The following is a 26,171-nucleotide window of genomic DNA, read 5'->3' as shown; positions in this document are numbered from 1 at the left end:
GCCGTAGATTTCGCATCAACTGCCGTAGATTTCGCATAGGCTGCCGTAGATTTCGCATAGGCTGCCGTAGATTTCGCATAGGCTGCCGTAGATTTCGCATAGGCTGCCGTAGATTTCGCATAGGCTGCCGTAGATTTCGCATAGGCTGCCGTAGATTTCGCATAGGCTGCCGTAGATTTCGCATAGGCTGCCGTAGATTTCGCATAGGCTGCCGTAGATTTCGCATAGGCTGCCGTAGATTTCGCATAGGCTGCCGTAGATTTCGCATAGGCTGCCGTAGATTTCGCATAGGCTGCCGTAGATTTCGCATAGGCTGCCGTAGATTTCGCATCAGCTGCCGTATATTTCACATCGGCTCTCGAAGATTTCACATCGGCTCTCGAAGATTTCACATCGGCTCTCGAAGATTTCACATCGGCTCTCGAAGATTTCACATCGGCTCTCGAAGATTTCACATCGGCTCTCGAAGATTTCACATCGGCTCTCGAAGATTTCACATCGGCTCTCGAAGATTTCACATCGGCTCTCGAAGATTTCACATCGGCTCTCGAAGATTTCACATCGGCTCTCGAAGATTTCACATCGGCTCTCGAAGATTTCACATCGGCTCTCGAAGATTTCACATCGGCTCTCGAAGATTTCACATCGGCTCTCGAAGATTTCACATCGGCTCTCGAAGATTTCACATCGGCTCTCGAAGATTTCACATCGGCTCTCGAAGATTTCACATCGGCTCTCGAAGATTTCACATCGGCTCTCGAAGATTTCACATCGGCTCTCGAAGATTTCACATCGGCTCTCGAAGATTTCACATCGGCTCTCGAAGATTTCACATCGGCTCTCGAAGATTTCACATCGGCTCTCGAAGATTTCACATCGGCTCTCGAAGATTTCACATCGGCTCTCGAAGATTTCACATCGGCTCTCGAAGATTTCACATCGGCTCTCGAAGATTTCACATCGGCTCTCGAAGATTTCACATCGGCTCTCGAAGATTTCACATCGGCTCTCGAAGATTTCACATCGGCTCTCGAAGATTTCACATCGGCTCTCGAAGATTTCACATCGGCTCTCGAAGATTTCACATCGGCTCTCGAAGATTTCACATCGGCTCTCGAAGATTTCACATCGGCTGCCATATATTTCGCATCGGCTCCCGAAGATTTCGCATCAGCCTTCGAAGATTTCACATTGGCTGCCGTAGATTTCGCATCAGCTTTCGAACATTTCGCATCAGCTGCCGAAAATTTCGCATCGGCTCTCGAAAATTTCGCATCAGCTTTCGAACATTTCGCATCAGCTGCCGAAAATTTCGCATCGGCTCTCGAAAATTTCGCATCAGCTTTCGAACATTTCGCATCAGCTGCCGAAAATTTCGCATCGGCTCTCGAAAATTTCGCATCAGCTGCCATATATTTCGCATCAGCTTTCGAAAATTTCGCATCAGCTTTCGAAAATTTCGCATCAGCTTTCGAAAATTTCGCATCAGCTTTCGAAGATTTCACATCGGCTCGTAGATTTCGCATCGACTGCCATATATTTCACATCGACTCTCGAAGATTTTGCATCGGCTCTCGAAGATTTCACGTTGGCTGCCGTAGATTTCGCATCGGCTGTCGTATATTTCGCATCGGCTCTCGAAGGTTTCGCATCGACTGCCGTAGATTTCGCATCAGCCTTCGAAGATTTCGCATCTGCTGCCGTAGATTTCGCATCAGCTTTCGTATATTTCGCATCAGCTTTCGTATATTTCGCATCAGCTTTCGTATATTTCGCATCAGCTTTCGTATATTTCGCATCAGCTTTCGTATATTTCGCATCAGCTTTCGTATATTTCGCATCGGCTCTCGAAGGTTTCGCATCGACTGCCGTAGATTTCTCATCAGCTGCCGTATATTTCGCATCGACTCTCGAAGATTTCGCATTGGCTTCCGTAGATTTCGCATCAGCCTTCGAAGATTTCGCATCGACTCTCGAAGATGTCGCATCGGCTGCCGAAGATTTCACATCGGCTCTCGAAGATTTCACTTGCTGCCGTAGATTTTGCATCAGCTTTCGAAGATTTCGCATTGGCTTTCGAAGATTTTGCATTGGCTTTCGAAGATTTTGCATTGGCTTTCGAAGATTTTGCATTGGTTGCCGTAGATTTCGCATCGTCTGCCGTATATTTCGCATTGGCTTTCGTAGATTTTGCATCAGCTGCCGTATATTTCGCATTGGCTTTCGAAGATTTCACGTTGGCTTTCGAAGATTTCAGATTTTGCATTGGCTCTCGAAGATTTCGCATTGGCTGCCGAAGATTTTGCATTGGCTGCCGTAGATTTCGCATCGCTTTCGTATATTTCGCATCGGCTTTCGAAGATTTCGCATAGCTTCGTAGATTTCGCATGTTCGAAGATTTCATGTTGGCTGACGTAGATTTTGTAGTGGCTGGCGTAGATTTTGTATTGGCTGGCGTAGATTTCGCGCTAACTTTAAATTCGGGGTTAATTGTTCTGGAAATTTCTGTATAAAAAAAGAGACCCTCGAAGGGGCCTCCCTAAATACATCTTTAGTACATATATCGAGGTGCATTTGTCAATGTCGCTGACGTTTTGGTTACTGGTATCCTTATTTTTTGCCCGCGGTCGTTGTGGAAGAATATCTCCACGGTCGTCTCGCCGCTCGCATTGTCTTTTACTACTAGCGTATATGCGTCTCCGCTTGTTGCTAACATCGCCAGTAGGTCGCCATGATCCAATACCGCGGCGGCGGCGTCTGTCTTGACCAAAAGCGATGCGTCGGGTCTGCTCGCCAATGTCTGGACGTCTGCCCTATCAAGCTCGACTGTGACGGCATCTGCCTCTGTTTCTACGATTACACTCGGGGTTATGTTTTTGCCCAAAATAAATCGGCCAAGCTTTGTGATGGTATCGCGCAGGGTGATCGCTGTTTTCGCTACCCCATCCAGAATTGTTACTCTAGGTTGAACCACCGCGATTGCTTCGGTTGTTGCTTGCGTTTTGTTCTCGTTTTCGTTGAGTGGCGCATCTCCATTTCCGTTGAGTGGCGCGTCTCCGCAGATTGCTGTCTCGATTAACGTCGTCCAGGCGTAGTCGTCCGCTGGTAGAATGCTGACCTCGCTCGGGTCGTCTGTTATCTCGATTTCTACTGTTTCGATTCTCGTCACGTTGCCCGCTGCGTCCATTACGTTGGCGTTCAATTTATATACGCCGTTGATGGAATTGTCGTTCGTCACCGGAGCCGTGCTTAAGTAGAGCGTGATATTGGTGTCGTCTATAAAGTCTGTGTTGTCGGAGATTTTTAGGTTGTCGCGCACGTAATGGCCTATTGCTACCGAGTCGGCGCTTTCAGAATCAAATGTCAGTTTCGGCATTCCCACGAATTCGACCACCGGCGCCGTTGTGTCTGGAGCTACCGAAATTTCGATCTCCTTGTAGAACGATTCTCTCAGATCCCTGCTATATAACTCCATTACGCCATGATTACCAAATTCTTCCGTTTTATGCCCTTCTTCATTGCGTGGTAGCGTGGCGATTTCGGCGCTTTCTATATATTCGCCCTGGGCCGTGTAGATATCTAGGACGTGTGGAGCGCTCCAGTCGATGGTTTCTCTGTTGGTAAATTTGCTAACGCTGGTTATCGCGTTGACTTTGGTGACCGCGTACGCATTTTCGTCGCTCTTGGCTATATCTAGTTTTGCCTCGTCTTTGGCATCTTTGACGATCGCCACTTCGATATTTACGTCCTTGCTTTCCGCCGGTGGCGCGCTTACCAACATTCTTTCGAAATCGTATCTAAGTTGGTTCATGTTCACTTCGGTAAATTCGTATTTCGGCTCACCTAAATATTCTATTACTCCGTTCATTTCAACTGCGTCGCCATCGCTGGTTTCATTATTGTTTTCGTCGCCGTTTTCGTCGTCGCTCTCGTCTGTCGGTATTACGATCTCCGGTGTCGCAACTCCCAGGTCTGCCATCGCATCGTCGAGGGTTTTGGTTATCTGTTCGCCTAGCGTTTCCTTTTCCTCCTTCGACATGGTATCGCTGGTTATTATTACTTTTATCTCTGGCGACTTCGTTGTCGCAGCGGCTATCGCTTCGATCATGTCGTCCATCTCGTTTACGAACATTTGCGCATCGACCGCCAGTGTTGTCAAATTACTGAATTTTCCAATCGTTGCAATTCCGTCGCTGATATTTGTAGTTCCGGTTAGGTCCAAAACTTTGAGCGCGTTTGAGATCCCCGCTATCGGGCTTATGTCCGTGATCAATGGGTTATTCGCCAATAGCAATGTCTCCAATTTCGGTAACTTCGCAAGCGCATTGATGTTGCGGCCCAATGTCGGTGTTGTTACTCGCGCTCCATCTACGTCCTTTAGTTGATTATTGCTTAAGTTGAGGTATGTCAGGTTTTTCGCACTCTCGAGCCCCGTTAAATCCACGATTCCGTATCCATCGGCATCTAACGAAGTCAACGTTAGCATGTCGCTTTCGGATGCGTTGCCTTCCTCGTCCACATCCACTCCCGCCACTGCGAGGGCGTCGGCTAGGGCCACGTCGGGGATATAGATGGAGCGTGTGCCAGTGGCTTCTTTCAAAGTAATAGGTATATCCGTACGAGAAATTCCATCACGGGATATCGTTAATTCAAACTCACTACCTGCTACTGGGTTAGTAATTGTGATCGTGCTATCGCTTAAAGTGGCTGACCCAGCTGATCCAGTAGAATTTTGTAATTCAATAACTCCGCCAGGTTCTACATTAATGTCAAAACTTAGCGAGTCAGCTCCAGATGGAAAAATAATTGTAGGCTTTCCGTCGGTGGTTGTAGAAGAACTTAGTGAAGTTGTTAGAGTGTGCCCGCCGGCAGCAGTATTTAAAACAGCCTTCAAATTGTCAACCGCTGTAATTCCAAATGCGAGTTCACTGCCACCCTTTAATTTAGATTGGCCTAAAAATGTATTCTGCGCAGTAGTTAGAGCTGTCACATCTGCCGATGCCGATGTCGATTCTACCGCCGTCGCAATAGCCTCCATAAACGTCTTCTTCACACCTGAATCTACCCAATACTTTGCTCCAGATGAAGAGTCTTTCCCATGCTTATGCGCAATCTCCAATGCTTTGTTTACTTGCGGTAATAAAGCTGGAGTCGTCGATCCAGTTCCAGTTCCCGTTCCAGTTTCAACAGTGTCCATAGCGTCTAGGACAGCGGCTAGCTCAGTTGCACTAGCGCTCGAATCATCAGTTATTTCGGCTAACGCATCAGAGAGAGTCGCGGCCGCAGTATCCGTCACTGTTAAAAATGTATTGGCTAGCTCTGCCGATGACGATGCCGATATTGGTAAAACTTTCCTTGCTATCTCCAGAAATGCTTCATTATTCGCGGTATCTACTGTAGCTGTATACTTGGTGGTAAGCGCTATCTCAGGATCTGCCGAAGTCGATGAAGTCGTAGGGTGAGATTGTTTAATGAAAACTGTTTTCTCGCTAGCGCTAGTAGGTTTAGTTATCTCGGCTTCGTAATACGTATCTGTAGCTGTATCTGGAGTCGTAGTTAAAGAATCGGTCACATTTATACTAGTGTCAATTGTGCCATGCTTAACGGTAACACTCTTGTCTACCGCAAATTGTAAATATATTTCTGTACTAGTACTAGCTTCAAAAAAATTAGGGAGTGTGATCGCGAATGCATTGCCCGTGTATTTTGCATCAGTGGTAGCATCAGAACCATCGTAACTTTTGGTTAGCTTGACAGGTGCATTAAATATTGTGGCCCCCTGACTATTGACAATTGGTACCGTTCCAACCCCCGTTGCTATAGCGAGGGCTCCGCCGTCTGTTGCCGTCATTTCGGCTACCGGTGCCACCGTCGTTGATTCAGCTATTGCTGCTACTCCGCCAGGGTTATAAATTTCTGCTGATAATCCTGCTTCTTTTGCACCATCGCTTGCACTACCGCTTCCACCAGTACCTGTAGCTGAGCCGTCCCATCTAACATTTTTGCTGAATTTCACGAGAGCTTCATTGATGGCTTTTTGTACATTGGTCGCGACGGCGGTACCGGTATATATTTTTGTGTTCTCTGTCACTATGGTTTTGCGCAGATCATCGATAGCTGATGCCGATGAAGAAGTTATCTCATAAGCATCATCGGCCGCTATCGCTAGCATTTTTTCGCCGTAATCGATCGCGTCTGTTGCGGCATCATCAACTATGATTGACGAAGAACCCTTTCCAACTTTAATCGGAGCCAGCGCTGCTAGTAGTGCATTTAATTTTGTTTCATCAGCAGTGCCAGCTGTTTTATCAGCCGCATCATATGCATTTCTAATTATTGTGTCTTCCGATCTGTTCACAAAATTTGTTCCTTTATAAACTTTGTCCTCCGTCTCTCCGTCTATCACTTTTATGTTTGTCATAGTCATACCTGCGAGAGAGTCTCCTAGAGTTGTGCCTGCAGCAAGCCCTAACACTTTATTTACATATGTCTCGACTGCAGTAGTGTAGGCGGTGAGAGTGGGATCACCTGTACCTGTTACAGGATCACCATAGGCTATCTTCACCTTTACATTACGTGTGACCGTAGGCGTAGGAGGTGAACCCGTACCCGTCTCTGATAGTGTAACGTCAACGCCCTCTTGTGCGTTATCTTGAGTGAACGCTATAGTTTTAGCAGTGACGCCGGTGCCGCCAATAGTCACATCCGCATCAGTTGTGAGAACTACTTTAAGCGGATATATAGCCGAGGCGTTCCGAAATGCTTCCGGTAGGGTGATGGTGAGCTCGTGGTTTGTACCTGTTACAACCTTGTCGTCTGTATGCGTAAACATATCAGTTCCCAATCCTATAGGCGTAGCCGTAGTTGGAGGCGCAGCCGTAGCCGTAGAATCTGTTAATGCCGAAGTTATAGATGTAATACCTGTTATTGTAATACCAATCTCAGCGGCCACATCGTTGTATGCTTTTTCCAGTGCTGTATAGTCTGGTTTGTTCCCAGTATAATATGCTTGATTAACCACGGCCAATTCGGCTTTCAAAGCTGTTACATCTGCTTCAATCAAACTAGAAGAAGAGTACGTTCCCTTTTCGATCTCTTTCAATAGTTCAACAGTTTGTATAACAATGGGCTCGTCGTTAGGAGTTATAACGCCAACAGTTTTAGTGCCTTTCTTCACTGCTGCGACATAAGCCTCGATAGCCTGCGTCAATGCTGATACAGTTGTAGCTGTTGCAGTCGGTGGAACTGCCGTTGGATAATTCTTCACCGCCTTCTTTAGGTTATCTAGATCAGTTACCGTTGCATAATACACATCATCCTTAACAGTGTTAGGGGTAGGTGTAGGGTCGGTAAAATAGAAAGATTTATTTATCCAGTCATTAGCTAGCGCTTTCATGTTGTCGCCCATCTCCGGGGTATCATCAGTTTTGATCGTAAATGTAAGCGTATTGGTAATATTTGGATTTGAAGCGCCCGTAGCTGGTTCAAGCGTTACGGTGAATTCGCTTTCATCGGTTATCTCTGTACCAGCATTTCCTATAGATATAGTTACCTCGCCTGTCGCTGGAATCGTAGGTGTAATAGTAGGTGTAGTAGTCAGAGTTGGGGAACCAGTAGATACTTCGATCTTTGTTAACTTTACATCAGGCATAAGCTCAAGTGTCATATCAAATTTCGTGGTCCCTGCTGGTATAATGATCGTTGAAGTATCAAAATCAGAATCTGATGATGCGGGAGTTGTAGTGGTGTCGGCGAGCGTTAACTGTGCACGCCCCCATTTGAAGTTCTTTAATTCACGATCAGCTGCATCCAACCCGTTACTTGTAACAGCTGGACTATGAAATACTACATGAGGATTTGTGGCGGCGTAATCTGGACCAGTCCCTTCTGCATCTTTATTCGCTACATCTAGCGTAGTTTTCTTACCACCGTGTTTCCAATAAATTTCGCCCATCACTAATTTCTTTGCCTCTGTTAGGGCTGTTATGTCATCTGTATCTACAGAAGCTGTGCCATCAGCATATAAAACTTCATTCACTTCCGCTAAAGCGTCATACAAATGTTCGATAGTATCATCATGGTCGTTGTCATCAAGACCAGTGCCTATATTCTTCCCGGCTTCAGTCTCGCCATCATCAGAATATACAACCCAGTATTGATTATCGCCTATAACGGCTCCAGCGGAAGTCGTTCCTCCCGTACTATTAGGGCTAATTACTATGCTATCCAGCAGGGTTTGAACCTCTTTTGCTAAATCTAGTTCGTCACCAGTATCTGGTACCTTCGCAGTAGCATGGGATCCGGAGGTGATAGGCTTGATTGCACTGATAAGATTTTTATACGCATCCGGCACATTAGTCGCTATAGGGAGTATGTCATCCGAATATGCTTGGGTTGCTCTTTTCGCGGTTGCTTCTGTTATTCCCGGTACTACGAAATCGCCTGATATAGTTTGTTCCTGTTCAGCCTCCGCTAATGCTTTGGCTAAGTCCATTCGCTCATATACTGTTACGTAATTATAATCTTTATCCATATCCTTTGTGTCGGCGGCGCTCGATATGGTGATAAGTTTATTCTCCTTCGAGACATCATCCTTCTCCATTAAAGTTTTCGCATGGTCAATCAAAGTTGCTAATGCGCCAGAATCTACGCTAGAAATCTTCGCCTCTTTAAAGTTATAGACGATCTTTTTGGTGATGGCCGCTGGGTTGGCATCAGTTGTTCCGTAGGGTGGAGTGAAATCATTGGTATCTTTGGAAAATTTTAGCGTTAAATTGGCAGTATCTGCCGTTACAGTTACTGGAATTTTATGTGTAACTTTAGATGTACCTGATGTACCTGATAATGTTTCGAATACTAGATTACCACCTGATGCACTAGGATCAGGGTTAACTACGTTCGTCGCCTCAGAAATTTCTATCGCTGTTCCTGTTCCTGTTCCTGTTATTGGTCCAGGGGTGATGGTCGCACTATCATTGAAGTTGGCCGGGTTAATGCCGATGTCAAATGAATAACCTGGAGTCGCCTTATAAGGAATAGTGACATCGTACGCAACTGTATAATTTAAATCACCACTGGTGGGATCATATGAAGTGGTTATTGCTGGATTTGCTGCGTCTATCTTGATTACATCATCCATCTCTGCACCTAGTTTGTCTTTAATAGAGTTTTCTGTATGGAATGTGATATCCTGTTCTACTCCTAGATGATAAGAAGAAGTAGGTGCTCCCCAGCGAATCTGTTCGATCATATCAGCTTCCGCCGAAGCGAGAGTCTTCATAACAGTATCACCAATATTAAGCGAGTTGCCAGTATATCTTTTTGTATTAGCCGCCGCGATCGCTTCGTTTAGAGCAATAAGTTTAGCTCCATCATCATCATCCCAGTATTCTGATGTTACCGCTGTAGTAACGTCGGATGGATCTTTACGTACCGCCTGTGCTAGTAAAATTGTTCGATTTAAAGCTGCATCAAGGGCTGGTCCAGTACTTGGAGATACATTGGATTTACCAACCTTAATGGCCTCAGATAACCTGGTGAGATCCTCTAGCTCGGCCACAGTTCCAGTAGCTGGTGGTGGAGTAATGTAGTTATTCAATAGATCCTCCAACTCCATCCAGTCACTCACACCTATATATCGAATATCCTTGCTTACATCTGTCGCATTCTCATCATTATTTAATACGTAGAATCCTTTGCTATCTTCACCTGTCAGCATGGCCCGTATATATTCTAATCTATCATTGAATCTAGCATCGAGGTCAGCGGCGGGGTAAGTTTCCGTCTCAACTGTAACCGCGATGCGTTTCTCTATCGCAGGACGACCAGAAGAAGGATTAGGGTGCGTCAGTACTATTTCAAATTCGGCAGGGTTAGAAGATGAAGATTGATCGAGACTTATCTTGGCCTTTACTTCACCATTCGAACCAGTAACTTCTCCATTAGCGGTCGATCCATAAGGGGGCACTGGTGCAATATCGCCGCTTCCATTATCTACCAACTTTATCTCAATGCCTGAAGCAGTGAGATCTTTGGCCTCAAACTTAGCGAAGAATGTGGTGGTCCCCACGGGTACTGTTATGGTCATAGTAGGTGTGTAATTAGCTGGAGTAGAAGTATCAGTATCATCATGATCTACTACTGGTTCTTTAATATCGGTGATCTCGTATTCCGCCGCATTTTTGAAGTTATCAGCTGCTGTACCAGTGGCATCAGCTGTTATCGCTATCATATCTAGTGTGAATGGCCCTGACCCTGGTGTCGCCGAAGTTTTAACCCAAGCAATTTCATCGATTATTTTTCGTCTGGCTAATTCTAGTTCCGTTTTAGCGGTGGCAACATCTCCTCCTGCTTGCACCACGGCATTTGCTTGCGCTATTGCTGTATTAAATTCTCTCTTTTGAGCAGTTTCCACATAGTAACGAGTACCCACAACTTTTCCAGATGTATCCTCTGTAATAGTGGTTACAGGTGGTGTTGCATCCACCGCCGCGATGGAATCTCGTAATTTTTCACATTTCTCAATTAAATCTATTAAGCCTTGGTCGGTTGATGCTGCGATTCCGGTCCCTTCTTTCGTCGCTGCCACGTATTCTTCTATGGCATTGGTGAAAGCTTCGATATGAGTTTCATCGACAGGGACAGTGGCCGATGATGAATTCAAATGCTTTGCCTTTTGCAATTGTACGTCTAAATTATATTGAGCCCCGGCTGTTACGTATAGAATCCCATCTGGAACACTAGTTGGAGCAACATCTACTGAACCCGTTGCAGGCGCTACTGCCTCGACATCTGTTAAACCATCCTTGCTTTTCGTGACAATTTTTTCCACATAGTTAATCCTAGCAGTTAAATCGGCTTTTAACTCATCTGAATCAGTGCTAGCATCGAGTTTGATATCAAACTGCAATTGATCTTCCATTTTAGAGAATTCTCCAGCGTCATTATCGAAGTCATGCGTCATGATGATTTTAAAATAATCGTCGCCATCAAAATCAGTGTTGGAGCCGATAGGTATTGTATATGCATCTCCATTTTTCAAAATATTCGTAGTAGGGTCAGTCATGTCCGTAGTATCAAATTTAAAGTCGTCCTTTGTGCTAGGATCAAACGAAACCTCTTCTTTCGGTGTAAGAGTTACATAGAAATTGGATGTTCCCTGTGGTACAGTGATCGTACTTTCCTCTATAGCACTGTAACGGTCTTGCAGTCTTTCCCAGCTAATGTCAGGAATCTTTCTGCCTAGCTTATCTGTAAATTTGATGTTATCAGGTGTTTCAACAATATCGAGCGAGGTGACATTTCCTTTGTTACTATTCCAGAATAATATTTCATAGAAGGCATCTAGTGCTCCTTCGAAATTAGTTTTAACGGTATCCGTTGACGATATCAGGGTATCCGTTGAGTAAATTATATTATTGAGGGCACCCATCGCCATGTACAGTAATTGTAGTGAATCGTCAATTCCATCTTCCCTGACTAAAGGAGCGTCGCTGGGTGTGCTGGTTCTATTTCCATCGGCTCTAAGATCATTAGGCGCCACTGTATCGTCGCGTACATACCAATATACTTCTCGCCCAACATTTTTCCCATCAATCTCAGCTCTAACCTCAATAATTTGATCGATTATCGCCTGCGCGTCATCAACCTTGCTAATGATATCTGTTGTTTCGGTATCCGTTGAAATATCTGCGGCATTAGTTCCGGCGACAATGGTGGCTAATGCTGCTGTCAATTTCTCTACCGACTCCTTAATATCTCCCATACTGGAAGTATTATCCAACGCTTTCGCTTCTCGCAGGGTGTTGGTCAACGTAATCTTATCCCATGCTTGGATATAATTATAAGCAGAACTATAATTTGCCGCCTCTATCGGCTTTTTCTCAGACCCGGTATACGTATTTGGTAACACGACCAATATGTTTTCGGCAGGTGAGGTGCTTTTATTCCACATCAAGGCTTCGATTTCCTCTATAAGCTTTTGCACATCCTCCAGCGATACGGTGTCGTCAACAATAATTTCGAATATCATCGCTTCTTCTATTTTGGTAGGATCCACATCGCCAGTATCAGCATCCAAAACTGGTACAGGTGCTAAATCATGTGATACCCACATCTTAAATTTACCATTTCGCTCGTCAGGATTGCCGCTCGCAGGCATTCCTACGGTAATCGAATATGTTGGATCATCAGTGATAGTAGCTGAAGGAGTAATTGGGGCACCGCTTATACTTGTAAGATTATACTCTGCGTAATAATTCTCACCCGCAGGATTATTGTTATTGTCTGATAATCTAACATTCATATCGGGGGCAGGAGTGGTGTCTGGAGTAAAATTCATCTTTAAATTAATTTTGAACTTTTTAGTACCCAGAGGCACCGTAATTCTGTGAACTGTTTCGCTTATCAATGCATACGAATTTTCAGGATTTGCAAGATCTGCAGGACCAAAGCTGTTCGTCGTACCTATAATCTCATAGTCAAAAGTTTTGATGTCGTTATTAGTATCCGCCGCCGAAAAGTCCTTGATGCTATCAGTCGGGTCATTTTTGATTTCATTAAATGGTAAGCTGGCTTCGTCCATAGCTGTCGGCGGAGTACCTTCATCCCAATGGAGCGCTTTTACGAACGTCGCTTGAGCATCGGCTAAATTAGTAATAGCGGCCTCGATCTCCACATTGGAAGGGTTGTTTTCGGCTGTATAAATAACAGTGTTCGCGACCGCGATGGCTTCATGGAAAGCTTGCTGTGCCGCCTCGGTTGCCCAATAGTAATCTGCGTCCCCAGTTGCGGTTCCTATTTTAGCTTCCTCGTCATCTTTGCGAGTTGCTTCTGCCAAAATTAATGCATTCTCTATAGGTTCGAGATACTTTGCATCGGTAATAGTAGTGGAAGGTTTTACCATTTCGCCGGCAGCAACTTTCTCGATAGCTGCAGATAGTGCTTGGATCGCGCTCTTTATATCAGCTGGATCTGTAGGAGAAGACGACAGTGTTTTTACAGCCTGATTAATGGCGGCCTCGAGCTCCATCCAGCCAGTAACGGAGATAAATTGGCGGTCGTTATGCACGTCTTCCGCGACTACTCCATCGCTAAGAATTACAAATGTAGGTTTAGGTTTCTTAATAATTTCTCTCACATACTCTAGTCGATCTTCTAAATCTTCAACTTTTAAATCGGCCTCTTTTTCTTTAACCTCGACAGTGTAAGTTTTGGAGATGGTCGGTTTGTTAGGAACGGAGCGTGATGCTTTTTCGATAGCTCCATTGAAATCGTGATAAACTGTTACGGAGAATTCATTGTTCACCAAATCGCTTATAACGATAGGAACATCGATCGCACTTAGCGCCATATCTTCTTTACCGTCATCACCGATCTGATACCCTACATATATTCCTAGTGCCTCCTCAGGTGTAGGAGTTTGCGTGTCCATCGCTGTGAATTTAGCATTAAACTTCGTTGTGCCCGCTGGTACTGTAATAGTAATTTTTCCGTCGTCAGTTCCCCATGTCGCAGTAGCATCTGATATAGTAGCGCCGAACGCATCCGTTATTGTAACTATATTATCAGGTACTGAAGCAGTTGCAGCGATTGAACCATCTGCAACAAAAGCTCCCAAGTCTATAGAGTAGTCAACTTCATCATCATCCTCTTCCCAATATAATTCATCTACGTAGTCGTTATACTCACCAGTTAACTTGTTCTTGGCCTCTTCTACCGTTGTTTTCGTTTTAAATGGATTTGCATCATAGGCGATGGTGTTCGCCTCTGCTCTGGCTTCCAAAAAGTCTTTGACGGTAGTTACCTCGAAATGATCAGCTGCAGTACCCGGATTCTTCAATACCCAATACTTATCCACGATAGTTTCTTTATTCAAATCTTCCGCTTCATCATCATGATCTACAACCTCACTATTGGCTACAGTGCTGTGATACGCCAACGCCTCCGCCTCTGCAATAAGATCTTTGAGAGCCGTGACTTCTGCAGTCTGATCGCCATCCAACCCAGCCGCTACTCCTGTTCCTATTTGAATTTCGTTTACAGCAGTAGTTAATGCTTCCAAAACATCTATTTCATCAGGAATATCAAGCTCATCTGTATCATCTGTATGAGCGTCTATAATTTCTTTCGCATCGACAATGGCTCGGGATGCCTTTATATATTCTTCGACCGTCATAAAGTTGGTGCCTACTATTATATAATCTGCCGGTGTACTATCCTCCATTATAATAATATCCGCAAGCGCCGCCTCGGTGTGAGCTAACACTTCCTTAAGCGAGCCGATCGTAGCTGCACTGGAAATGTTGACTCTCATATAGTTATTGACGGCCGGGTTCGCGCTAGCACTAAGTTTGATGGTAAAATATGGATTTTTAGTGCTCGCATCCCACGACGCATCAATCATTGTCGCATCACCAACCTGAGTAGCGCTTACTAATGTTGTATTAGTCATGCCAGTTCCATCGGCTATAGTAATAACTCCCGTTTGCGGAGTCAGCCGTAACTTCATGCTATCCAACCCCGATGGTACGCCTATAGTAATAAAATCTCGCACATCGACTTTCGCCGGATCATCGTCATTTTTGTACGTAGCGCCTGGCATAGGATCTCCAGCTGAAGTTAGAATGTCCACGGCTACATCCAACTCCTCCAAATCTACCGGCTTGTTGTCGACGAATAGCAAATCTACAAATTCGTCTGTGGCATTCACTAAAGCATCTACTACATCGGCTACATCGTTTGGTTCTGGATTCCCATCAGTTCCTGCTGTATCTGCTAAATCTGCTGTACCCAAAGATCCGCTACCAGAATACATTTTGCGATTTGCAATACCGATAGCTTCGTAGAGAGCCAATCGCGTTTCATCTGCAGCGTCGCGGTCTGCCGCCGCAAACCAGTTGCCTGTAACATCCTCACCGTCAAGGTCTTCGTTCCCCGAATTGGCAGACGGAACGCTAGTGTCAAGTAGCTCATGTGCATAGGCTATTGCTGCCTCCAAATCCGTATTAATTGTTGTCCCGCCATCTTTTTTACCCGACTTTACAGCATCTATGGCCTTGGTCAATCGCTTGATCTCAGCTTTAGAATCCCCGCCGAGCTCTATCACCTTCATTGCGTTGCGCAACTCTATCATAGCGGCTGGACTAATAAATTTTATACCTGTTGCTACCTCACTCGCTTTTACGGCGCCACCAGTGTCAGAACCAATTACTTTCGCATTGGCAATAACAGCTTCGGCATCGTCGAGTCTATCCTGCGCCGCATCTGCGGAAGCTTCCGTCTCCTTAATTTTGAACGTCCACTTTCTCGCTATCGCAGGTCCATCGTCGGTGGCTTTATAGCTGATGATAATCGAGAACGACTTTTTCCCGCTCAATGCTTCCACGCTAGGTATAGAAATTTTGTATGCTGACTTGGCAGTAGCAGCACCACTAGGAACGGCCACTGGTTTGATATCGATGCCTCCCGTATCGACACTGATTGTTACAGTCTCTTTCGCGGCATTGCTCAATGCTTCGTCGAGGGCGCTGCGGCTACCAATATTTGCTATTGGCAATATGCCAGAAGTAGGGACAACGGTAGTCTTTGTTCCCGCAGCATCAGATAATAATACGAAAGAAAATGCCGATGTGCCAATAGGAACCGATATCTCGGACCCGTCATCAGTCGTCTCTACCTCAAAATCTTCAATTGCCTCATCAACATGGTAGTGAGCGAGCGAGTGAACATCTGCTATAGTTAGTCCATGTCCCGCGGCGTTCCATCGGATGTGTGGGGTCATCGCAATGATGGCGTCTTCGAGAGCCAATACCGCAGCTTCCATCTCCTCGTTAGAGACCGCGGTGTTGATCGCCAACTCGGCCTGTTCGATTTCCGCTTTGAAGGCATCGATAGCGGTTGACTCGGCCCAATACAAATCGTTCGCCGTAGTACTGATGGCCCCTAAAAGTTCCTGCGCCTCCTTTACGTCCGCTACCAAGTTTTCTTTATACGCGGGGATTTTCATAGCTCCGGTTTGTATAATCTGTAGAGCATCTCGTAAATTTGCGATTTCTCTGGCTGTATCAACAGGATCGGCAGCGTCGTCACTAAAACTCTCTGCAGACTCAAGAGCCTCTTTAAATAATTTGGACTCCGCATCTGATACAAAATATTTAACACCCATGTGAACATTCGCAGCTAGTAGGTCTAAAATCAATGCATCCTTAGATTCGTCTTTTGCAAAATTTACCAATGCTTTCAAAGTGGCGCCATCTACAGCAACGGTATCACTATCTGCGCCGACTTTGGCAGATCCTGTCAGCGGGGTTGATAAAAGATCTTGAGCAGTTTGTAATCTGACAGTGACATCGGCCAAATCACGATGCGTCTCGGTGGCTGCCATAGTGGTCGCAACGTTGGCGCCGCTAGTAGATACTGCCACGATAGCCGAAAGGTCTTTGCCGAGGGCCACATCTATAAGCAACTCTTCAGCATCTTTGATAGCCACCTTCGCGTCATCGGCATTGTCTTGCGAAATATATTTAACGTTCTCATCAACATCTTGCGCATCATCGACTGTTAAAATCTTGATAATTTTGCTAGTGTCGAGCTGATCTGTTGACCAATCTATATCATCATACGGAATTTTAACGGCATCCAAAAGATTTCGTAAAGGCTCAGTATCGATTTGCCCATTTGTAATTGTGAGCCGGAATTTATCATGTTCGACAGGAATATCGCGAAGCGCGCGTGCCACATCGAAAGGATCATCTGGCTGATCGTCAAACGAAGCAAACTGTTCTAGAAAGCTTTTAAAATGTTCGAATGCCGCAGTATCGATAATTTCGAGTCGACTATCTAGTGTTGCAGGGTCGCGATCTGTGGATACCAAATTGTCCTTTGCAATTGCGCCTCTTGATTCAGTAAGTTCGGCGTCTACATCAGCTTTTGTCGCAGTTCCTGTTTTGACGGCGGCGTTAAATTCAGTGATAGCGTTATCCAGAATCTCAGTTGCTGGAGTGTCGGAGATCGCCACGGCTTTAGCAGCGGATTGGATAGGCGTTTCGAGTGTCGTGATTTTGTCTCTGAGTTGTGCAACTCTAGCGTCTGTATCGACAGCTGTATCGACATTTTCGGTAGTTATTGCATATGCGTCGCTCTGATTGCTCGTTGCTGATCTGCCGCTCGCTGGATACGCGATAGATTCTGCCTGCGTAATAGCAAAGTCGAGTTTTTCGGCAATGCTTGGCGATACATAATGAACTCCCTCGTCTACTGTATCAGTTCCCCTAACATCAGATGTTGGGTCGGCATCTGTAAATAGCGGATCCTTTTCAAACACGTGTATTTTGCCATTCGTTAGATCTCCATCTTTGTATAGTCGTGCCCTCTTCGCATCATCGATTTTGTCTCGCAATTCACTCATGTCGGCCAGTGAACCAGTTTGTATCGCATCTGCGAAAGTGGTGGTTGCGGTTTCTAGATCTGTGGTTCGTTGCTGAACGAGGGCAGGTAAAATGCCCTGTTGCGATGGCGGAGCCGTGAGCGCATCGATGAGAGTTTCCATGGCCCTTGCTAATGCAAAATTAAGCGCCTCGAGTGCTGTTGGGTGAACGAATTGAACGCCGTCTTCCATAGCTGTTTTGTTTGCGGTGCTTACGGCAATTCCAAATTTTGCATCTTCGGCGTTTGTTATCGCAGTTTCTAGGGCAGCAGTGTCGATCGGAGTGATTTTAATTCCGACAGCTATGCGAGACTGAAAATCATTGATCGCCAGTTGCAATGGAGCGACGCCGGCCTCGACTTCTGCTAATGCGGATGATGTACCAACTATACCGTCTGCGGTAAGTAGAGCAGTCTCCAAAGCATTGAATGCGCCCATCGATACAAACTGGACTCCTTGAGGAACTTCGATGGCTGTATCATCTGTCTTCAGTATATATTTTGCCGGTGTAAGTGAAGCAAGATCGTCGGCACACGCAGCAACTAGCCCTTTTGCGATATTCAATACGTTGGCCATCGCATCGGGGATTATTATTTCGGATCCTGGAGATCTGGCGTCATTAAAATCATCATTTGCTTCTCGCATTTCGGTCGCCGCTATAGTGATTTCGGACTCATACTTTGCTTTTTCCCGTGCCGCTTCAGCTTTTAGAAGTGCTTCGGAGAAATCGGCAATATCCTCGTTGCTTGCATAAAAATGCCATTTCGATACGCCCGATCCATCGTCAGATTCTACTGTTGTTCGGAGCAAAGTACGTCCGCGTGAGATTTCGTCGATAAGTGGTTGCGCATCCAATTCCTGGGAACGTTTTCCATGTTTAACAGCCTGATTGAACGTTTCCATCGCGCTGGAAAGAGCTGATTCAGCGAGTATTAGATCGTCAGCGGTCGAGGAGCTACTATTTGCCGTTGTTGTGGCATCCACAATTGCCGATAAAAGCGTCCCCAAGTCAGTTGATGTTACATAAAAAATTGAGGCCGAGATATCATCTTGAGGGTTATCATTTACGGCAATGGAGCGAGAAAGATTCCAAGCGGAGTCGATTTTTTCTTTTATGGCGATGGTATCAACAAAGACGCCGACCTGGATGCTATCCTTAAAATTGTTGACCGCATCGGCTAAATCTTCGAGCGTATTGTCGAGGTCGCGAGGTTCGTCGATGGAAGTATTCTGCGCCGTGTCTATAGCATCTAGTAGGTCATCCTTCTCGGATTGCGTGGTAAACCGATGACCTCGATCTACGGATTCAACGTCGGTGTCGTCATCGAATATTGCAACATCGCTGAGCAATGTGACGGCGCTTGCGATTGCGCTCGTTAATGAGTCTGTGTTGATGTATGTTCCAGTTTTGATGGTCGATTTGAACAGGTCTATTGCATCTTCCAGGTCGCGTACATCTTCGTTGATTTCAGCTTTTGTGATAGCAGCAAGAAGTGAGTTGACGTCTGCCTGAGAAGCGTATTGGATGCCGTATTCGATTTGGCTGGTTTCCTTGCTATAGTCCGTGACTTGTATGCCTCGCATGGCGGTCCTTGCATCTGCTATAGTTTTGGTGATAGCAGGCAGCGTGTCGTTTGATCCTGTTTCTATTACCCGATCAAAATCTCGTATGGTCTTATCTAAGTCGTCCTTCGCATCTTCGAGATCATCATCCTCACTTGCAGAGTCTTTGGCTATACCTTCTGCCGTAGTAATTTCACCGGTAAACCAGTCTTTATCTGTTTTCGAGATAAATTTCAACCCTTCAGCTACATCATCCTCCTTGGTACCATCAGGATATACTTCAACATTTCCTAGTGTCTCATAAGCCGACGCAATAGCATCTATTAACTCTTGATACTGTCTAGAGTTTTGAAGCGTTCCCTCTGCCTGAGTTGTCTTGATATTAGTTATTGTGCTTTGTAAGGCGTTAACCGCGGCAGTATGCTCATTGTCGCTTATACTGTTATCTCGAACATCATCGGCAACTGTTTCGGCCACCGCTATTGCTGCTAGCAGACTATTGAAATCATCTTCCGATACAAACGACTGACCCTTTGTAATTTTATCTGCAGCTAAATTGGAGCCTATTAACGAATCCTTTAAGTCGTATGCATCATCTAGTAGGTCTTCTATATCATCACCACTGAGAGCGGCTCCTTCCAAAATACCTGAATTTAAATCGTCTAATTGAGTTTGTAAATCAGTTGCGAAAACGTCGATATCAGTTTGCTCCAATAATGCTGGATCGTCTTCATCTTCAACATTCGGCGGATACAGTACGGCATCGAGAGCCGATTGCGCAGCAGAAAGCGCTTTACTAAAAGTTAGCCACGAATTTAGATTTACGGCTTCTACACCAGGAGGCACATCGCTTTCACCTTGGCCATCTGATATCACTAGCACATCAATTTGCATTGCCTCTTCGATCAAATCCACTATATCAGCGACGTCGATTTCACCTTGTTTGACATTAACTTCATCGTAAATATTTTCCAATGTGTATATGGCCTCATCTATCATCTCCTCGATATCCAAATCGGGATCGGATGGATACTCAGCCTCCGCCAATATTTCGTACGCTTTACCCAGAGCTGATGTTACAAAATTATAATCTTTAAGCGACATAAAGTTGACAGTATCGGCGATATTGTAGGCATACAAATCAGATGCGATAGTGTGGCTCATTTCTGTCGCAACGGAGTCGATAATATGGCGTAAATCGGCCGTCTCCACAAGATCTTCCTTCTCGCCCGACTGTATTTCTCGTTCAAATTCCCAAATGCTATCTTCCAACTCTGCGATCGCATCTTCAACGGCAGTAATATTATATGGCGCAGCAGCATGCTCGGACGCTATTTCAATAGCATGGTCGAGATCTTCCATAACATCGAGATCAACAAATAGCATATCCACATGGATATCTTTGGCAGAACTAGCTTTAACAACCCCCGCGCTGATCTGATCTTTAGACGGATTTGGGGTTATAGCATATACGCCGACCTTCACATTCAAAGCTTTATCAATAGTCGCGAGCAAAACCGAAGTATCAACCGGTGCGCCCATACCGACTTGAACGACGGCCATAAACTCGGCGGTTGCGATTTCGAGGTCAAAAATATAGTCTGTAATTTTGGAAGAAGACAATCTACTGGAATGTACTTTTTCAGCGATAGGATCAATAACATCTTTAAAATCTTCGACAGCCTGAGCCGGAGCAAAGCGAGTTCCTTTCGCAATGCTGGAAGGTGAGGCATCGTTATCGAGAGGCAACACATTTTTGATAGCAGCAGACGCTATATTCAAAATGGCGATCAAATCGTTGAGCGTTAAAACTTCTCGCAGCTTTCCTCGTGTTACGGCATCGTCAAACGCATCAACCGCGCTCTCCAAAGTCGTTCGTGCATCATCAATAATTGTATCAAACTCATCAGATGCATCGGCCTGGGTCAGAGAGTTTAGCGATCTCCTGTTCGATAAATGCTTTGGAGCTATATTGCGCTGCAACAGACTCAGCGGTGATAATCGCCTCCAAAAATGTATTTAGATCATTAGAGGTAACAAATTCGAACTCAGAAGAAACTTGATCAGCTGTCAGATCTTTAACTAGAATTCCGTCAGGTTTTTGACGCGCGTCTTCGATATCGTCAACGAGTCGTGATACATCGACAAAAGTGCCCATCATCATGCTAGCCTCAAATTTTTTCATCGCAGCCGTTAGTACACCGATCGCCGCGTTGAGGGCCTCTACAGAATCCACAGTTTTGGCGGCGTCTTCGGCAACATCGATAGCATCCTCCAAATCATTCTCTGAATCCGATGTAGTGAACTTTTGACCTGCATCCACTTCTTCGGCAGGCTGATTTGTTGTCTCGTAATCGCCTTTTAGCAAATTAGCAGCAGCAGTGATAGTGGTCTCTAATGCCGTAATATCTAGCTCAGTGCCTTTGACGATCGAAGCTTTGAAAGTAGCAACAGCGTTGTTCAGCTCTATAGTGGCCAGTTGAAGTGCAATGTCGTTGATTGGTTGAGCCTGAATAATCTTTGCTTTGGCGATAGCATCCTCAAGAGCTTGGCTGACAGCAGTAGAAACCAGCGTTTCGTCGAGGGATCGTGTCTGGTGCATCATCTGTAACACGGTCAACCGCAGCTAGTTCAGCCTCTGCCGTAATGATAGCGTCGTTTAATTTATTTACATACTCCGGAGTAAGTTCCTTGTGAGTAAGTATCTGAGATTTATATAGTTCAGTAGCTACTTTTAAATTCTGAGTAGCCTGAGCAATAGCTGCTACATGCTCTGGAGCTCCCGCAAGTGATTCAAACTTAGTTTTCGCATCGGTGGCCTCGTCTATTGCCGCAGTAAAAGCATCTTGAGTATCTTGAAGGACGTATTTATCACCATCCTTAAGCGAGCTGATAACACCGAAGTCGTTAGCATCAGCCGCTACATTTGAAATTTTCGCAGTGGTAGCATCAGCTATAGTCGTGTCCAGAGCAGTTAGATCAAGCTTGGTTCCCACTTTTATGCTAGCGTTAAAATTATTAATAACAGTCTTGAGCGTGTTGACCGCGGTAGTCACTTCGGCTTCGGTTTGAGCTGTAACCTTCGCGTCTTCAATGAAGGTTCTTGCCGCATCTATAGCCGTTGTCCAAATCATCGAAATTCGATGCAGAAGTAAATTTAGTCAAATACGCTACTTCGTCAACATCATCATCATTTTTCACAACACCATCTGTAGCTTGATCGGCTGTAGAAATAACTTGAAGCAATTCGAAAGTACTAATGTAGGTTCCAGTTTGAAGCGCCTTAACAAAAATCACCTGTGCGTTACGAGGGCAGTTGTTGCGAGTTCAAGACCGTCGCCAGCAGTTGGAACGGTGAGCGGATCGTTGAGCTTAGCTTCTGCAGCAGAAAGAGCGGCCTGAGCCGTCCTGATAGCAGCATTAAAAGTGTTCATACCGGCAGTGGCAATAAATTTTATACCTGATGGAATGTGCATCTTAGCAATATCGGTAACCATATAATCATCGGAAATATTAAGGGCTTCGTTGATCGCATTTTCCAGGGCATCAAACTTAGAGCGGTCGACAGTAACGGCCACAGGGGGGGTGTCAATCACTTCTTCTATGCTAACAGCAGAATGAATTCCGGTGTCCGGGTCAACAACAGTCGGAAGATATACTTCAAATTCATCGGTGAACGGGTTGTACGCACCGCCAGAAAATTCGTCTTCGTCATCTTTTTGGGTAGCAGAATTTTCGATGTAAGTATTATCATCGGAATTTTCGGTGTAAGTATCATCGTAGGAATCTTCGGTATAAGCACTATCGTAGGAATCTTCGGTGTAAGCATCTTCGTAAAAATCTTCGATGTAAGTATCTTCGTAAAAATCTTCATAAGCATCATAGCTATCGTTATCATCAATATAGGATTCATACATCTCATCTGTAGACTCTTCAAATACTTCGAATATTAGTTCATCTGCATATAAATCGGCTTCCCAATCAGCCTCCAAATCGGCACCAAAGTCGTCGAATACAAACGCATCGATATCGTCAAACTCCATCGCTGTGATAGGTAGTTGACCGAATAATGTTGTAGCAGAAAGCATCGCAGATATAACTCGTTTTTTCATAATAATGCTCCTCTCAAATGGATAATTTATAATAATTTATACTATATATCAAAAGAAATTATACTTTATTCAAATATTTTATATTGGCAAAAGGACTCTATGAATTATATCGTCACAAATTAGTTTGAATGTTAGCAGCCTGTACACTGGTAAAATAAGGGGTTGAAGCGAAGTGGGTAGCAAATATAGTAGCGAATTTCGTCTTTGTCGCATAGTATGATAAAAAAGAGAGGGAGCGAAGTTCTTCTGCTGTAACTGGCATAATTAATTACTGTGTGAATATAATCATGATATATCTGCAAAATTTTTATTAAAGGAGGAGTTTATATGCAAAGTATCGACACAATGTTAACGATTATCTATGGAATTTTCGACTCATATTTGTATACATTGATACTGGCTATGTTGCCGATATTGATCCAATTGCTATTATTTAGACAAAATTCAAAGCAAGTAGACCACTGGTTTATAGTAATTCTCAATTGCTTAAACTTCATTACACTTATTTTTGTCATCGAGCAGAGCCATGTTTATGCTCATTGGTTTTGGGAGGCAGTATATGTATATGGTTGCGCAATATTATTCTTAGTTCCATGTAACAGCTTATTGTATTTACGCAAGCGCAAGGAACGCCACTTGGCTAGACAACAGGCCGATGATGCGATAGACGAACTAGATGTTAAATATGTGGCTAATGAAGTTTAGTCGAACCCGAAAAAAAAGAGAGGACCAAGCAATCGGATCCCCTCTTCCTTTCCTTTCTTTTCCTTTCTTTTCCTTACTTTTCCTTTTTTAAAGCTAAGCAAAAACTTTAAGCATTACAGCCTTCTGTACGTGTAATCGATTTTCTGCCTCTTCAAAAATATATTTCGCATTCTCTTCAAAGACCTCTTCTGAAATTTCTTCTTCTCGGTGCGCTGGCAAGCAGTGCAAAACCATATAATCATCATTAGCTGCTGATAACAATTCCTTGGTCAAACAAAATCCACTAAAAGCCTTCAACCTTGCAGCGGCCTCGGCCTCCTGCCCCATACTGGTCCATACATCGGTAATTACTACATCAGCTCCGCATATAGCTTCCTCCGGTCGATACGTTATCTTAAACTGGTTTCCGTAGGTCGCCGCAAAAGACAGAATAGTGCGTGACGGCTCATAGCCAGGAGCAACAGCGATAGAAACCTGCATGCCCATTTTTAGACCCCCAACAACCAGACTGTTACACATATTGTTTCCGTCACCGATAAAAACGAGCTTTAAGCCCTCCAGCGATCCTTTAAATTCACGAATAGTCATAAGATCTGCCAAAACTTGGCAAGGATGCGCAAGATCCGTAAGGCCATTAATAACTGGGAGACCAGAATACTTGGCCAAATCCTCAACAGTCGCCTGAGTAAAAGTGCGAATCATAATGCCATCGAGATAGCGTGCCAAAACACGAGCAGTATCCTTAAGAGGTTCGCCGCGACCGATCTGCAAATCAGAGCCAGATAAAAAGAGAGGCGTTCCGCCCAGTTCAGAGATACCGACCTCAAAAGAGATGCGAGTTCTGGTCGAAGCCTTTTCGAAAATCATACCAATTTTTTTGTTGCGCAAAGCATCGCTAAAGATGCCCTTTTTTCTCAGAAGTTTCAGTTCATCAGCAGAGTCTAAAATTTCGGTAATTTGAGCCGAGGACAAATCCAAAATCTTAAATAAATTTTTCATAAAACGTCTCCTTTAATATAAAAATAAAACCAACAAAAATTCGATAGCGGGGGCATGATCTGCCACTGAAATAATCGCCATCGCTGGAGCAGATACAGTTTATATTATTTGTTGCAATATAGCAAGCCCTTCTCGTATTTCTGATAGCGATATAGTCAATGGCGGTAGCAGCCTTATGGTGTTTGTGCCCGCTGTTAGCACTAGTAGGTTGTTGTCTTGACATCTCGCTCGCACGTCTATGGCAGATAGATCGCTGAGCTCTATTCCTATCATTAGCCCCAAGCCTCGCACTTCTTTGATATGAGGGCTATGCATCTGTTTGAGAGTTTTTACGATATAGTCCCCTTTGTCATAAATTCCCTCCAGGAAGCTTTTCTCCATGGTGCCAACTACCGCACTCGCGACACGGCAGGCTAACGGATTTCCTCCAAATGTAGACCCATGATCTCCTACTCCAAATGTGAACTCGCATTTCGCTCCAGATACTATCGCGCCTATCGGAATTCCTCCGCCCAATCCTTTTGCCAACGTCACGATATCTGGAAGTATTCCGTATTGTTCGTAGGCGCAAAATGTAGCGCAACGGCCAACTCCGGTTTGTACTTCATCTACTATAAGTAGAACGTCTTCATTCCTGCAAAATTCCGCCAACTCTTTTACATATTTTCTGTCGAGTGGCAATACTCCGCCTTCGCCTTGGACTAACTCTATCATTATTGCACAAGTTCGATCCGTTGCAGCTTGAAGTAGCGCCTCGATATCATTTGCTGGTACGTAAGAAAAGCCATCTGTGAACGGCGTAAAATATTTATGAAATTTATCTTGACCTGTGGCGCTAAGCGTCGTGATCGTTCTGCCATGAAATGAATTTCGCAAAGTTATAATTTCGTGGCGCCCTTGACCGTATTTGTCGTAGCTATATTTTCGCGCCAATTTAATAGCGCCTTCATTTGCCTCGGCACCGCTGTTAGCGAAGAAGACAGATTTTAGCCCCATCTTGGCTATAAGAAGCTGCGCCAAATTTCTATCTTGCGCCGTATCATACAAATTGGATAAATGCATTAAAGAAGCTCCCGAAACAAGAGCCTTGGTGATAGTCGGATTGTTGTACCCCAAAGAGTTTACGCCTATTCCGCTGGTAAAATCTAGATATACTTCGCCTTTATCGCTATATACGAAACTACCATCGCCTCTGGTAAACGTAACATCTGATTTTGGATATGTGTTCATTAACATAGCTTAATTACTCCTTTTAATTTGATATGTCAGAGCAATCATCTTGACTGCTGCTGATCTATTATAGCAACTTCTTAATCTCTCATATGTATTTCCTCTTATCTTGTCTTATCTACTTAACCCATGGCATA

The 26,171-nt window shown here is 44.6% G+C and carries 12 protein-coding genes; 2 read left to right on the top strand and 10 right to left on the bottom strand.

All coding sequences use genetic code 11. The annotated features are described in order from the left end of the window. The 3 genes from PCY70_RS13740 to PCY70_RS13730 form a co-directional block, all read right to left on the bottom strand. Positions 1 to 1,526, bottom strand: a 1,526-nt coding sequence (locus PCY70_RS13740) for a hypothetical protein (protein WP_305767938.1), incomplete at its 3' end; no start/stop codon positions are given. Continuing rightward, entirely contained in the window at positions 1,486 to 2,007 is a 522-nt protein-coding gene (locus PCY70_RS13735; RefSeq protein ID WP_305767937.1) for a hypothetical protein, read from the bottom strand. The genes PCY70_RS13740 and PCY70_RS13735, both read right to left, overlap by 41 nt. Beyond that, entirely contained in the window at positions 1,946 to 2,389 is a 444-nt protein-coding gene (locus PCY70_RS13730) for a hypothetical protein (protein WP_305767936.1), read from the bottom strand. Before PCY70_RS13730 ends, PCY70_RS13735 begins: the two co-directional genes overlap by 62 nt. Here PCY70_RS13730 and PCY70_RS13725 point away from each other — a divergent pair. Then, positions 2,388 to 2,513, top strand: a complete 126-nt coding sequence (locus tag PCY70_RS13725) for a hypothetical protein (RefSeq protein WP_305767935.1) — start codon at positions 2,388 to 2,390, stop codon at positions 2,511 to 2,513. The genes PCY70_RS13730 and PCY70_RS13725 overlap by 2 nt on opposite strands. Before the next feature lie 38 nt (positions 2,514 to 2,551). Here PCY70_RS13725 and PCY70_RS13720 read toward each other — a convergent pair whose 3' ends face one another. The 5 genes from PCY70_RS13720 to PCY70_RS13700 are packed head-to-tail and all read right to left on the bottom strand — an operon-like array spanning position 2,552 to position 23,100. Then, complete coding sequence (locus PCY70_RS13720) at positions 2,552 to 20,971, bottom strand: leucine-rich repeat domain-containing protein (RefSeq protein WP_305767934.1); 18,420 nt, start codon at positions 20,969 to 20,971, stop codon at positions 2,552 to 2,554. Next, the gene (locus tag PCY70_RS13715; RefSeq protein WP_305767933.1) at positions 20,895 to 21,602 is read right to left on the bottom strand and encodes a hypothetical protein; all 708 of its coding nucleotides are present in this window, start codon (positions 21,600 to 21,602) and stop codon (positions 20,895 to 20,897) included. Before PCY70_RS13715 ends, PCY70_RS13720 begins: the two co-directional genes overlap by 77 nt. Then, positions 21,529 to 22,122, bottom strand: a complete 594-nt coding sequence (locus PCY70_RS13710) for a hypothetical protein (protein WP_305767932.1) — start codon at positions 22,120 to 22,122, stop codon at positions 21,529 to 21,531. The genes PCY70_RS13715 and PCY70_RS13710 overlap by 74 nt, the downstream gene beginning before the upstream one ends. Then, the gene (locus tag PCY70_RS13705) at positions 22,079 to 22,285 is read right to left on the bottom strand and encodes a hypothetical protein (protein WP_305767931.1); all 207 of its coding nucleotides are present in this window, start codon (positions 22,283 to 22,285) and stop codon (positions 22,079 to 22,081) included. The genes PCY70_RS13710 and PCY70_RS13705 overlap by 44 nt, the downstream gene beginning before the upstream one ends. Continuing rightward, positions 22,282 to 23,100, bottom strand: coding sequence for a hypothetical protein (locus tag PCY70_RS13700; protein WP_305767930.1), 819 nt, complete (start codon positions 23,098 to 23,100; stop codon positions 22,282 to 22,284). The genes PCY70_RS13705 and PCY70_RS13700 overlap by 4 nt, the downstream gene beginning before the upstream one ends. Positions 23,101 to 23,427: 327 nt before the next feature. Here PCY70_RS13700 and PCY70_RS13695 point away from each other — a divergent pair, with 327 nt between their 5' ends. After that, a complete protein-coding gene (locus PCY70_RS13695; protein WP_305767929.1) occupies positions 23,428 to 23,805 on the top strand; it encodes a hypothetical protein in 378 nt (125 codons plus the stop codon). A gap of 93 nt (positions 23,806 to 23,898) precedes the next feature. Here the strand turns inward: PCY70_RS13695 and argF are convergent, their stop codons facing one another. Further along, entirely contained in the window at positions 23,899 to 24,804 is a 906-nt protein-coding gene (gene argF, locus PCY70_RS13690; protein WP_305767928.1) for an ornithine carbamoyltransferase, read from the bottom strand. Between the two features lie 99 nt (positions 24,805 to 24,903). Continuing rightward, positions 24,904 to 26,040, bottom strand: coding sequence for an aspartate aminotransferase family protein (locus PCY70_RS13685; protein WP_305767927.1), 1,137 nt, complete (start codon positions 26,038 to 26,040; stop codon positions 24,904 to 24,906). Positions 26,041 to 26,171: the final 131 nt, after the last annotated feature.

Source organism: Candidatus Epulonipiscium viviparus (assembly GCF_030708075.1).
Taxonomy (GTDB): domain Bacteria; phylum Bacillota; class Clostridia; order Lachnospirales; family Cellulosilyticaceae; genus Epulonipiscioides; species Epulonipiscioides viviparus.
The sequence above is the reverse complement of the archived record's forward strand: the minus strand, read 5'-3'. Positions and strand labels throughout refer to the sequence as shown.